Here is a 12,904-nt window from a genome sequence, read left to right on the forward strand (position 1 = left end):
ATTTTAAGTTTTCGAGCATTGCTTTTACTTTTATTCCCCTAAATTCTTCTGGATATTTATCAATATCAATACTATCTACTTTTTTATTAATAAGTCTAAATCGCTCTTCATATTCTGGTAACTTTGTGGCTAAAGCCGAAGATATTCGAACCATATCCGACATACCGGCAGTTTCAGTCGAAAAATCCTCGGAAGAACCCCAACCCTTAAAATCCAAATTCGGTATAGAACCTTCAAGAGAACCAAGCAACTCCACGGAGGTATCTAGAATATCTAAAGATAAAGAAGATATAGTCTTTGCATCTTTAGCGTAAGCCCCAAAATAAGGAAAAAAGGAAAACATACTAATTTTAGATGTGTTTTTATCCAATATCTCCAAATCTTCCCGAAAGTACTCAAGCTCAAAAACTAGCGCGTCCAAATCTTGAGTCATCATAGCAACTTTAATAGGCTTAATTTTTTTGGGAAATTCTTTTAAACTTGATGCAATAGATAAAAGAGGGGCAACTAGAAATATATACAAAAAAACCATTACTGTTCCCGCCAAAATAATAAAAGTTACTTTCTTCTTATTTTTATTACAATATTTTTTAATAGTCTTTAACATATAAAACCTTATCTAAAAATAGTACCTTTCAACCTCATTCCATTTTATAAAAAATTCTGTATCTCAAATCGGAAACTTTTTTCTCTTTAACAGCCACACCAAATTCTCCTACAAACCTGGATTCTGCCACTTGCATAGTTATAGTTTTGGTTTCAGGGTCCCATTCAAATGGTAAGTTTGAATAAACCATCTGTTTGATATCAGGATAATCCTTATCTGGTAAACCCTCAATCCTTATCCGATATGTACCTTTAAACAAATACCAAAACCGCACACTGTGACAATTAAGCCCAGCGGTCCTCGCCCAGGGACCAATCTTGGGATTATTTGGAACCTGCTCACTATTCTCTATATAACGAGTATGTTGCATTGCATAGCAAGGAGGAAACATGTAAGTATCTTTCAGAGTTGCCATATTAAATGTCGATGAATAGGGAGAGTAGTAATGTGACATGTCCTTAAATGAAACCTCATAATTAAGCCTTATATCTTTAATGGGCCCCTTTAACTTTGTTACCCCAAACTGATTTTCTATTAATGAGTCCAATTCTGTGTTCCATGCAATACCTAGATATTTTGCTGCAAAAAGCTCTGTGTAGTGCGCATAGTATGAAATCAATCCAGGAAAGCGGTATTCTGTACCATCAGTATAACTATTAATAAAAGCCACTAAGTTGTGGTATGACTTATCAATATTTCTATCAGTATAAAGAGGTCGGATATTCCATACCGGCCACAGTAAATAGGAAACTTCTTGATTTTTCTCCTCTACAATATTTTCAAGAGTGAAATTCTTAACATAATCCGTGTATCCATTAATCCACGCTACTTTTTTAAACCCATCTTCGGGGCTAATGTTTTTCTCACTAAGAAAATCGGCAACACTCTCATATGACATTTTCAAGCCGCCTTTCTCCGGATAATTGGTTTTTACTAAATCAATGACTAAAAATACCCTTAATAACCACGAAAACATAAAAAGAGCAAGGAAAAAAATTGGGAGCTTAAGCTTAATCTTGTGTTTATATTGTATTATAACCTCAATTAGCTTTTCTATAGCAGTACTAAAAAACATAATGCCCAAAAACCCTAGAGGCGCGCCCCATCTAGACCAGTGAACAACTCTCGAAGATACCCCCAAATAGTAAGAAATAAAACATATAAACAAGATAATCTCTGTCATAATGTATACATTGCCATCTCTAAAAGATTTAAAGGTAATCTGACCTTTTACCTTTGTTATAAAATCATAAAAAAGACTTTTCCCTTTCAGTTTGCACGCCAAAACAAGCAAGGTTAGGATAACTAACAAAGAGGTTAAACCAATATACTCCACAAAAAAGTCATATATGTAGACCGCCCAACTATTGTATGTTTGACTGGGGTATGCAAAATCAAACTTGGTGCCTTGAACTATAGTATTTTTCAATGTATACCAAAAATTACCAACAACAAAAGGACGCGGTATAAATTTTACCCATAAAACAATAGTTCCCAAAATTGTTCCCATACCATAGAGGACCATCCAATACACATCTAGCAACCCTTTTTTATCTTCAGAACGCCTATACCAAAGAAACGGCCCTATCGTGTTAAGTAAGAAAAGAGGGGCCATGAGAAATATAGATTTAAGATTAGTAAATGTTCCGAGAAACAAGAACAGAGTATTAAGTAATAAAAACATAAGTATTGAGGATCGCTTTCTATGTAATAAAAAGGATAAAACCATAAAATTAAGAAAGACAAAAATCAACATTGAATCGGAATTAACTCTTAAAAAACGCTCAAACATCCCGAGGGATCCGAAATACAAAACGGCGAATATTACAGATCGGATTTTTATTCTTTTATCTTCCCTTTGTAAGATTAAAGTCCCTAATATGAATGCTAAAATATAGAGAATAAAACCAAATACCTTCCCAAAATATTCTGTTGCCAGTGTGGGATCCCCCTGCGGAAAATTAACACCAGAATCAGTGACCGTATTGATAACAATAAAAAAAGCGGACAGTACATATTCCGTAAGAGCAACATGTACATAGTTATGTAGTTCTTTCCCTCCCATAATTCTGAAAGCATTAAGATAAAATTGATGTTCGTCTGCGTGTGGTTTTATATTAGAAAGTATTGGAACAGTGAGAAGAGTGCCTATTAAAACAATTAGCACCAACAGCCCCATATTCAAAGTTAATCTTGTTTTCGTTTCTTCTTTTTTCATTATTGTAAAAAATACTTTTTTATTAAATCCGATACACATTCTACATCATTTTTTGTAAGTTCGCTGTGCATAGGCAATGAAAGAATTTTTTTACACATACCTTCAGTAATAGAAAGGCTATTTTTATGTACCTGTATTTCTTTATAAGACTGTTGCAAATGTATCGGAACAGGATAGTGAATCTGCGTATTAACACCTTTTTTCTTTAAGAATTTTTGAATGCTGTCTCGTTTATCTGTTGCAATCGGAAATAAATAATAATTGTGCCTTCTGGGATCAACAACACTATTCCTTGGTGGAAGAGAAATTGGTAAACTTTTTAAGTTTTCAAAATAGAGCTCCGCAAATACACTTCTCCTTTGATTCATTTCATCTAAATATTTTAGCTTGACCCTAAGTATTGCAGCCTGAATCTCATCCAATCTACTATTGGTTCCTTTGATCTTATAATAGTATTTACTCGTTTCCCCATAATTACGAAGCGATCTGATTTTTTCCTCCAATGTTTTATTGTTAGTGGTAATAGCGCCACCATCTCCATAAGCCCCAAGATTTTTTGTGGGGTAAAAGCTAAAACACCCCAAATCACCAAAAGTGCCTGCTTTTTTTCCATGGTATTCTGATCCATGTGCCTGACACGCATCCTCTACAACATGTATTTTATATTTTCTAGCTATGTTCATAATTTTATCCATTTCTGCCATATATCCATTAAGATGAACTACTATTATTACTTTCGTTTTTTTTGTGATGGCTTTTTCAATTTCATCGGGATTAATATTATAATCTTTCTCATTTATATCCACAAAAATCGGCGTTGCCCCAACTGCGGATATTGAAAGAGCCGTAGCGATAAATGTATTAGCCACAGTAATTACCTCATCCCCCTTAGCGATTTCAAGAACATCAAGAGAAAGTTTTATTGCTTCCGTACCGGATCCAACAGTTACTGTGTGTTTAACATTGTTATAATATGAAAATTCCCGTTCGAAACCTTCTACTTCCTTTCCAAGGATAAACCAACCACTGTCAACCACTCTTTGTATAGAGCTTTCTATTTCGCTCCTATACCTTTTATGAAGCTTTTTTAGATCTTGAAATGCAATGTTTTGGCTATTTTTCCCATTCATACGGAATATTGTAAAACCCTTTTATACACTCTAAATCGCTAGTCTTTTTTATTGCCCTTGCTGGGTTTCCTACTACAACCGAACCTGCTAATACATCCTTTGTTACCACACTACCTGACCCAACTAACGCACCTTCCCCTATAGAAACTCCTGGAAGTATTGTAGAGTTCGCTCCAATTTTTGCCCTTTTACTAACTACAGCTCCCCCCACACATTCTAAATATCTTGGACATCTTGGGTGTAGATCATCTGTAAAAATTACATTTGGTCCAAGAACAACACCATCCTCTAGCGTTACCCCTTCTAAAAAACAATTTGCGTGTATTGAAACTTTATTTCCTATTTTATTTCTAGGAAATATCTGACTTCCACTGTGTATTAGAACATCATTTCCAATCTCATTCAACTCACGAATTACCACATTGTGCCCGCACTGAAAATTGTGCCCAATCGTAGAATTACCATATATTACTGTATTTGTTCTGATAAAAACATCCGAGCCCATTACAAGTTTAGATTTTCCTAAACCTTCTCCAAAAGGGGGATAACCCAACACAACACCGTTGTCTATTATTGACCTATCTCCAATAATAACTCCCGGGTAAATTCTTGCTTTGCTAATAGATTTATATTTCATCGTTTTTTAGAAATTAAATCGTAACGGAATGTATCTTCTGGACTCCATTCCTTATCTGAATAATTTAATAATGAAGCGTAGTTACTCAAAGATCGGAATGTATGCGCCGTATTAGACGCAACATATATTCTTTGATACTTATTATCGCACCCATTAATTATAAATTGTTTTCTCTTTTTCGTTTTAACATCTTCCAATGTAACTTCAAGTACTCCATCTACAACACCAAACCACTCGTGCCAATTTTTATGGTAGTGATTGCCTCTAACAACATTCTTACCTTTAAATGTCACAAAATAAATTTGCCCAAAGATTCTTTTGCTTTTAGGAAGATCTTTAGATTGCAAAAAAACAACCAAATCCCCTCGATCATCTTGGTATTTGAAAGCATCTTTTATATGTAAATTCATATTTTTACTCTACTTAACTTTACCAGTTATTATTTTTCTTTCTAGGCCTTTTTTTGAAGAGTTTATTAATTTGAATAAAATTTCAACAGTTATAGCATAAGCATCAACAAAACTTATTATTGGATGAAATAACCAAATTATCTCCCCATCCAGTATCCATCCAACAACACCTCGTATTGTAGGTAACACTAAACTAAATGCATATAGAGGGTAAATAAACATTTTAAATCTCTGTCTAGATGTTAGATATTTTCTTCTAACATTTATCCCATAATTTTCAGCATTTAGGCCATTTCTCGTTGCCCACCTCTGTTTTCGAATCAAATTTTTTAAGTTATCTCCACGGTCGTGGATCAACTCTATACCATGCGCATACACTATTTTTTTACCAGAATTGATAAGTTCTATTATAGGTAATATATCGTCATACTCATGTTTTCTATCTCGTACTACATTTCCTCTTACTGTAAAACCTTGCGCAAAAGCGATGATTGGTTTAACAGGATTAGACAAAAAGTCATAAACATCGTATGTTTCAGTTCTGACTACTGTTTTATAAATCTTGTGAAATGTACGCCCATTTGAGGCATAACCATAAACGAAATGGTTAAATGAGTCAGTAAAGGTATTTCTGTATTTAGTTATTAAAGAGTAATCCTTATTGCTTACATGTATTGGAAACGCAACATCTATATCCTTATTATCAAATATCCGTACCATCTTCTCTATACCCGCTCTATCCCGAAAAAAGTTATCTGCGGCCATAATCATAAAAAGATCACCAGATGCGTTTTTCATACCCAATGAAACCCCGGGTTCTGCTAATTTTTTCTTATTATGTAAAATTTTATTAGTATACTTTTTGGCAATATTAACTGTGTCGTCAGAAGACCCGCCATCTGAAATAATAACCTCTATATTTGAATAAGTCTGGGAAAATACTTCTAGCAAACACCTTTCAATATCGTTGCCGTTATTGTAAGTGGGTATAATTATAGATACCTTAAGATTTTTCATATTGATTACTTTTATACCAATTTACAGTTTCTCGCAACCTTTCCTCTAAATTATGGTTAGGGGACCAGCCTAATTGAGAATTTATTTTACTCCAATCTACAGCGTATCTTCTATCATGTCCCGGTCGGTCTTTTACAAACGCAATACTGGAATCATCTTTACCCATAAATTTTAAAATGAGTTTGATAATCTCCAAATTAGAATATTCCTTATCTTTTTGTCCGCCAATACAATAGGTCTCTCCTATCCTCCCTTTATGAATAATTAAATCCAAAGCAGAACAATGATCGTCCACATAAAGCCAATCTCTCACATATTTACCATCCCCATAAACTGGGATCTTCTTACCTTCAATTAAATTGATAATAGTTACAGGTATAAACTTTTCTGGATATTGAAAAGGACCAAAATTGTTACTGCAATTTGATATTGTAATAGGTAAGTTATGAGTATGAAAATATGCTCTTACCAAATGATCGGACGCTGCTTTAGAAGCAGAATAAGGAGAACGGGGATCGTAAGGTGTGTCCTCATTAAACTTTTCTTCTGAACCAAGAGCTAATGCCCCAAAAACTTCATCAGTAGATATATGATGAAATCGTTTTACTTTATTTTCTAACGCAGAATCTAATAAAACCTGTGTACCTAGAACATTGGTAACTATAAAAGGCGTAGAATCTACAATAGATCTATCCACATGAGACTCTGCCGCCAAATGCGCCACTACATCCACTCCCAACATTAGACTATTAACAAGCTTTTTATCACAAATATCCCCTTCAACAAATTTATAATTGGGGTTATCAGATATATCCTTAAGGTTATCAAGATTACCTGCATAAGTAAGTTTATCCAAATTAACAACTTTATCCTTAGGATATTTTTTAAGCCAATATCTTATAAGATTGGAACCTATGAAACCAGCCCCGCCTGTGATTAATAAATTCATTTTTATAATAAATCCACTACACAATTATCTCCCACAAGAAAGTTGTGTTCTCGGGGAAGTCCGTTCTTATTTCTTGTTACAGTAGCAAAATTACCAATAAGAGAATCCCCTATTCTACCTTCAACCCCCTCAATAACAGCGCTTTTTAAAACCATAGAATTTTCAATTTCAGAATTAATTACACTAGATTCATGATATATGGAAGTATAGGGTCCTATAAAAGAATCTTGTATCACACAATTTTTCCCTATAACAACAGGCCCTCTTATTTTAGAATTGATTATTCTAGTACCTTTTTCAATTCCTACATCCCCCACAATCGTGGATTTTTTATCAACTTCCCCTTCAATCTTTCTTCCATCAAATTCGTCAAGCACAATTCTGTTCACATCTATTAAATCTTTCATTTGCCCAGGGTCTTTCCACCACCCAGATATTTTGCAAGTTAGGACTTTATAATTGTGATCCAAAAGGTACTTAAAAGTAAAAGGAATTTCAAGCTCTCCTCTTTCAGAGGGCTTTATTTTATCCTTACCTTCAAAACATTCAAATATATGGTGATCGGCAAAATAAATTCCTGGAACGCAATATTTATGAGGCGGGTTTTTTGGTTTTTCTTTGTAGTCAATTAGATTTCCTTTTTTATCAAAATAAGGAACACCCAACCGCCAATTTTCCTCGTGCTTTAATATCGTGACTAGACCATTAGCATTGCTATCCAAAAACTTTTTAAGCGGTTTTTCTATACCGCTCTTAAAGATATTGTCCCCTAGATGAAAAACAAATTTGGATTTTCCCAAAAAATCTCTAGCTACATAAATTACATGCGCCAATCCTCCCGGATAAGGCTGGATTATATATTTTATTTTTACCCCCCATTTACTCCCTGCACCTACAACATTCCTAACCTCCGCCCCGGATTCGGGAGGCACAACTATACCAATGTTTTTAATACCCGCGTTTGCCAATGTTTCAATAGGATAAAACAACATAGGCTTATTTGCGATAGGGATTAGATGCTTATTTTGCGTATGCGTAATAGGTCTCAACCTAGTACCTCTGCCACCTGCGGCTATCAGCCCTTTTATTTCCATAATTACGATTTTATCACAAATTACAATCTTCTTGGGACAGAATTTTGGCAATTGAGAACTTGTGCTTTAAACGAAATATTAAAAAATATCCAAATTTATGCACATGCCGATTGGTAAAAACATCAACGGTGTAATGGGCAAAGAGGGATATGGAAAAAACGGCGAATATGGGGTTTTTGGTAAACACAAAAAGGATTAAAAAAACTAAAACATATTCCCACCCGTGAAAAATTATAACTACCCTCTTCCACTTATTAAAGAACTCCCCGCTAAAAAAGCTTTTCAAATCAATTTTTAACCCTTCCGCCAAAAAATAATCCAACAAATGGTCCACATCCACAAAAAAAGCCACCACTATTGCAAGTATGCTGTACCTAATATCTCCAAAGAACATATAGACAACTAACGCCGCAACCAAAGCGGCAATTAAATGAAAAACTTCCGTTTTTAAAGTGTATATTATTCTATTTCTCATAATTTCCATCATAATTTTAAGCTTTTATTTCTCTGCCGGGAAGTTTTGAATTCACGGACGAGAAAAGCTGAGAACTCATTGCCTTTATAGAGTGTATCCAAAATTTTGGGTTCAGCAGACTCCTCTTTTGATCTTTGTCAAAATCCATTAAATGGGCAATCAATTTTCTTGCGGCCATAAAAAAGAATTTTACATCCGTTACACTCCTTATGGACAAAATTTTTCTTATGATAAATTTAGGGGTAAAAAATGCGCTGTAAAGCTCTTGCGTTAATTCCATTATTTGCTCTTTAGACATAGGGGTTTTCATAACGGGTTTTCGCATATCATAATCATCATAATTTTCTGTTAATAACCAGTTATTTTCTTTGCACTCTTTCCACAAAGCCGTTCCGGGATAAGGAATAACTATAGTTGCCTGCATAGTACTAAAATATCCTTTATCAAAACATTCTCTGGCAAGCCGTATAGTTTCCTTGGCATCCTTGTAACTTTCCCAAGGATACCCAAGCATTACCGTAGCGTGAACTTCAAGACCGGCTTGAGACGCAATTTTCGCTCCCTTTTTTATATCCTCAACTTTAATTCCTTTATCCAATTTATCCAAAGTTTTTTGGTTTGCGCTTTCCATTCCATATAAAAGCCATCTAAAATTAGCTTTTTTCATAAGAGCATACATCTCTTTATCTAAAGCGTTAAACCTCATATTGCAACCAAATACCACTTTTTTGTTATATCCACTCTCAATTAAAAGCTCGCAAAATCTTTTGAGTTTAGGACCAATAAACATAGTGCCAGCGTCGTCAAAAATTTCACGGACTTTGTATTTGTCCACCACATATTTCACTTCCTCAAAAAGCCTTTCGGGCGAAAAACTGCGGTAGCTTCCGCGCGGATTTAACACTTGGTCCCAAACACAAAAAGTGCAACGATTCCACCAACAATCCCGCCCGGAATACATATAAGTTGCGGGTTTGTATTTGTAATTTCCATTTTCATAAGCGTACAGTTTCCATTTAGTTAAGTCGCGGTCTATAAAAGGCAAATCGTCTAAATTATGAGAAAGGGACAATGGACCGCTGTTTGCAATTTCTAAAGCTGGGGACACTTTATCTATTGCAAATGGTTTTTGTTTTATGGATTTATCCGAAATTTTCCAATAAACTCCGCCTTCAAGTTTTGTTTTTGAGGTTAAGTGGTCAAAAAAGTTTTTTAAGACAAAATCGTAATCCCCGCCAGTTATAATATAATCAACGGGACAATTTTTAAAAGACTCCAAGGGGTTAAAAGTAATGTGGTCGCCAACAAGTATTGTTTTGAGATTTGTCCGCCAGCTGGCGGATTGAGTTTTGAGATTTTTGATTATATCCCAATGAAATTTTATAACAGGGGCTTTAGTTTCCATAATCAAATAATCGGGTTGGATTTTTTTTAGCTCTTTTTCCCATTCAGATAAACTTTTCTTTTCGGCAATACCGTCCATCCAATACACTTTATGTCCTGCTTCTTTTAATAAAGTAGCGGCATAAGCGGGTACCATAGGATAAATGTAGGTAGGACTATTAAAATACTGAAACTGACGGTTTTGAGATAAAAGAGGTGTGCCTTTACCTGTTTCAATAGGAGGATATCCAATAACAATTTTCAGCATAAAAATATAATACCACAATTTGTTTCATTAGGGTGCGTACCCCTAAATACAAATCCTTGTCATTCCGTGCTAGCCTGCCCGCCTCTGGAGGGACACGAAATCCAGACATTTCTTTCCTAGATTCCAGCTTTCGCTGGAATGACGGTGGAACAAAAACACCCCTTTTTTGTCCTGTCCACAAGACCCCTGTTATTAAGTAACTACTCGCGGTTATTGATACAAAGTCATTGCAATCCACCATACAACGCGTCATTGCGAGGAGGAACGAAGTGACGAAAGGGCAAAAAAAGAGCCTTTGCAAAGCGCTAAACATACACGCTCCGCAAAGGCTTACGAACATACTATTCGGCAATAATCTCCGCAACTCGTTCGCAAACGAGACGGAGTGACTTGGCGAGAACCCACGGAAACAGAATTTCCGCAATTCCGCCAATGGAACTGGGACGATATTCCACCACAAAATCCCCCTTAAACCCCTCTTGGACAGCATATCGCAAAAGGACTTCAAGGTTTGTTTTCTCCCCCGCCACAAACTTTTTCCACTCCAAACCGTTCCACGCTTGCACATGGATAAGCGAAGTATGACGCAAGAGAACCGCAAAATCAGCGTCCAAAAGAGCTGATGACAGGAGAAGAGCCAACCTACCAAAGCGCCCACTCCGCCGAAGATAAACAAGACGGGACCGCCAAGAATACAGCCCCACACCAACGACTCCAATTTGTCCTTGGGGTTCGGTCCAGTAACATCAAAAAAACGCATTCCCCCCTCCTTTGCGCGATGAATCGCGCCGTTACAGATTAACCATTGACAACATTGTTACTATATTACCACAGACTATAAGATTATGCAAATTTCATTAGGGATTTCATTAGGGATAGACCCAATTTGGGTCTATCCCAAATTGGGTCTATCCCTATTTGAGCTTTTTGTCCATTAAGCCTAAATCTAGTTCAGGATGACGAGAAGTGGGGTATGGTAAAATTAGTGGTAATGAACAATGAAACTTACAAAATCTCAAAAAAAATATCTTAAAAAGAACATAAAACTTAAAAGCATTCAAGATATTTCCACCCGCCTTAATGTACCTGTGGACGACCTGGAAGAATATCTAAAAGAAGTTTGGGGCAAAGAAAAATTTAACGCCCTAAAAAAACCCAAGGAGGACATACTCCCCAAAAGTAGCAAGTACGATAAAAAACTCGTATTCTCGTTTTTGGCTTTTCTGGTTTTTGTTTGCTACATAAATTCTCTAGGAAACGATTTTGTGTCGGACGATATTCCTATCATAAGCGCCAACCCGGAAATAAACCAACTATCTTACATTTTCGGACCGCTTATTTTTAACATAAGAAATTTCTCCATATTTTTAATCAATAAACTATTTGGCCTTAACCCTATGCATCTTAGACTAGTTGATATCTTACTGCACTTAGGGACTAGTTTTATGATTTTTATTTTAGTTAGCATTTTAGTATCCGAAACGGTTGGGTTAATAACCGCAAGCATCTTTGCCACTCATCCCTTAATGAGCGAAGCGGTATCGTGGATATCGGGAGGACCTTATGTGTATACAGGGTTCTTGATTAGTTTAATGCTTTATTTTTATTTAAAAGGCAAAGAGAATAAAAGATTTTACTACCTTTCCTTGCTCTCTTTTGCTGTGAGCGTTAACATTCTTATACATTCAGCTCCATTAGCCTTCTTAATCCCCGCCTTGGAAATAAGTCGCGGGAAAATAAAAACTTGTTGGAAGAAAACCATTCCCTACCTTCTGATAATTTTAGGTCTAATCCCAATTTCTATATCTATGGCAAAAACAAGAGCCGCGGGACTGCAGGCAGGTTTTTATCAGGATAAGACTTTTACAAATCCTTTGCTACAAATACCCACCGCTATAGGAGAATATCTAAGACTTATATTTTGGCCAAAAAACCTAACGCTGTACCATACCGAACTATCTTTCAATCAAACATCTTACTTACTGCATCTCTTTATTTTTACATCCTTTATCCTTTTAATCTTTTTTCTATACAAAAAGCGCAAGCCTCTTATTTTTTGGCCGCTTTTATTTCTAATAGCGCTTTCCCCCACTCTAACTCCCCTTGGGATATCGTGGGTTGTGGCGGAACGCTATTGCTATCTTGCGTCCGTGGGAATATTTGTGTTAATAGCGTGGGTAATTGACAAAATGGTCAAAAAATTATTTAAAAGAAATTACGAAAAGGCGTTATATTTATTTCTTGCTCTTATTATTATTCCTCTTTCCATTAGAACAATAGTTAGAAACAAAGATTGGAAAAGCCACGACACTTTGTGGATTGCAACAGCAAAACTTTCGCCCTCAAGCCCCCAAAACCATAACAATTTAGGGGACTATTATGGGCGACATAAAGAATATGAAAAAGCGCTAGAAGAATTTAAAAAAGCCATAGAATTAAAACCGGGTTATGCCGACGCTTACCACAATTTAGCCAATACTTACGGAGAGATAGGAGATTTAAAAAACGCCATAACAAATTATGAAAACGCCATAAAATTTAACCCCAATCTTTGGCAAAGTTATCAAAATTTGGGGGTAATATATTTTCATAATGGGGATAAGGAAAAAGCGAAAGAATACATAGAAAAAGCGTTGGAGATAAACCCTTATCTCCTCAACTCTTTTGAAAAAAACCCTTGAATAAACCTTATTCCATACCAAATGTGCGTTAGGAA

12 protein-coding genes are annotated in these 12,904 nt (G+C 35.6%); 1 reads left to right on the forward strand and 11 read right to left on the reverse strand.

Annotated features, from left to right (window positions below):
* From KJ678_01730 to KJ678_01780, 11 genes are all read right to left on the reverse strand, one after another.
* On the reverse strand, positions 1-607 hold a 607-nt coding region (locus KJ678_01730; protein ID MBU1016860.1), incomplete at its 3' end, for a hypothetical protein.
* A gap of 34 nt (positions 608-641) precedes the next feature.
* The gene (locus tag KJ678_01735) at positions 642-2,825 is read right to left on the reverse strand and encodes a hypothetical protein (protein ID MBU1016861.1); all 2,184 of its coding nucleotides are present in this window, start codon (positions 2,823-2,825) and stop codon (positions 642-644) included.
* Positions 2,825-3,955, reverse strand: coding sequence for a DegT/DnrJ/EryC1/StrS family aminotransferase (locus KJ678_01740; protein MBU1016862.1), 1,131 nt, complete (start codon positions 3,953-3,955; stop codon positions 2,825-2,827). Before KJ678_01740 ends, KJ678_01735 begins: the two co-directional genes overlap by 1 nt.
* Positions 3,939-4,592, reverse strand: a complete 654-nt coding sequence (locus KJ678_01745; GenBank protein ID MBU1016863.1) for an acetyltransferase — start codon at positions 4,590-4,592, stop codon at positions 3,939-3,941. The genes KJ678_01740 and KJ678_01745 overlap by 17 nt, the downstream gene beginning before the upstream one ends.
* Positions 4,589-5,002, reverse strand: a complete 414-nt coding sequence (locus KJ678_01750) for a WxcM-like domain-containing protein (protein MBU1016864.1) — start codon at positions 5,000-5,002, stop codon at positions 4,589-4,591. The genes KJ678_01745 and KJ678_01750 overlap by 4 nt, the downstream gene beginning before the upstream one ends.
* A 9-nt stretch (positions 5,003-5,011) precedes the next feature.
* Positions 5,012-6,019, reverse strand: a complete 1,008-nt coding sequence (locus KJ678_01755; GenBank protein MBU1016865.1) for a glycosyltransferase — start codon at positions 6,017-6,019, stop codon at positions 5,012-5,014.
* Positions 6,006-6,968, reverse strand: a complete 963-nt coding sequence (gene rfbB / locus KJ678_01760) for a dTDP-glucose 4,6-dehydratase (GenBank protein MBU1016866.1) — start codon at positions 6,966-6,968, stop codon at positions 6,006-6,008. Before rfbB ends, KJ678_01755 begins: the two co-directional genes overlap by 14 nt.
* Positions 6,969-6,970: 2 nt before the next feature.
* Complete coding sequence (locus KJ678_01765; GenBank protein ID MBU1016867.1) at positions 6,971-8,062, reverse strand: glucose-1-phosphate thymidylyltransferase; 1,092 nt, start codon at positions 8,060-8,062, stop codon at positions 6,971-6,973.
* Positions 8,063-8,075: 13 nt separating this feature from the next.
* Positions 8,076-8,537, reverse strand: coding sequence for a hypothetical protein (locus KJ678_01770; protein MBU1016868.1), 462 nt, complete (start codon positions 8,535-8,537; stop codon positions 8,076-8,078).
* A gap of 16 nt (positions 8,538-8,553) precedes the next feature.
* Positions 8,554-10,188, reverse strand: a complete 1,635-nt coding sequence (locus KJ678_01775; protein MBU1016869.1) for a B12-binding domain-containing radical SAM protein — start codon at positions 10,186-10,188, stop codon at positions 8,554-8,556.
* Between the two features lie 341 nt (positions 10,189-10,529).
* Positions 10,530-10,829 (reverse strand): hypothetical protein, encoded by a 300-nt coding sequence (locus tag KJ678_01780; protein MBU1016870.1) that lies wholly within the window; start codon positions 10,827-10,829, stop codon positions 10,530-10,532.
* A 357-nt stretch (positions 10,830-11,186) separates the two neighbouring features.
* Between KJ678_01780 and KJ678_01785 the strand changes: the two genes are divergently transcribed.
* Positions 11,187-12,869 carry a tetratricopeptide repeat protein gene (locus KJ678_01785; protein MBU1016871.1) on the forward strand — a complete coding sequence of 561 codons (1,683 nt, stop codon included), beginning with the start codon at positions 11,187-11,189 and terminating at the stop codon, positions 12,867-12,869.
* The last annotated feature ends 35 nt before the right edge of the window (positions 12,870-12,904 follow it).

This window comes from Patescibacteria group bacterium (assembly GCA_018817085.1).
Taxonomy (GTDB): Bacteria; Patescibacteriota; WWE3; order CG2-30-40-12; family CG2-30-40-12; genus CG2-30-40-12.

Bases quoted from the DNA above. Each gene is read 5' to 3' on its own strand.
- KJ678_01735 (MBU1016861.1), bottom strand. From the start codon at position 2,825: ATGAAAAAAGAAGAAACGAAAACAAGATTAACTTTGAATATGGGGCTG.
- KJ678_01740 (MBU1016862.1), bottom strand. From the start codon at position 3,955: ATGAATGGGAAAAATAGCCAAAACATTGCATTTCAAGATCTAAAAAAG.
- KJ678_01745 (MBU1016863.1), bottom strand. From the start codon at position 4,592: ATGAAATATAAATCTATTAGCAAAGCAAGAATTTACCCGGGAGTTATT.
- KJ678_01750 (MBU1016864.1), bottom strand. From the start codon at position 5,002: ATGAATTTACATATAAAAGATGCTTTCAAATACCAAGATGATCGAGGG.
- KJ678_01755 (MBU1016865.1), bottom strand. From the start codon at position 6,019: ATGAAAAATCTTAAGGTATCTATAATTATACCCACTTACAATAACGGC.
- rfbB (MBU1016866.1), bottom strand. From the start codon at position 6,968: ATGAATTTATTAATCACAGGCGGGGCTGGTTTCATAGGTTCCAATCTT.
- KJ678_01765 (MBU1016867.1), bottom strand. From the start codon at position 8,062: ATGGAAATAAAAGGGCTGATAGCCGCAGGTGGCAGAGGTACTAGGTTG.
- KJ678_01770 (MBU1016868.1), bottom strand. From the start codon at position 8,537: ATGAGAAATAGAATAATATACACTTTAAAAACGGAAGTTTTTCATTTA.
- KJ678_01775 (MBU1016869.1), bottom strand. From the start codon at position 10,188: ATGCTGAAAATTGTTATTGGATATCCTCCTATTGAAACAGGTAAAGGC.
- KJ678_01785 (MBU1016871.1), top strand. From the start codon at position 11,187: ATGAAACTTACAAAATCTCAAAAAAAATATCTTAAAAAGAACATAAAA.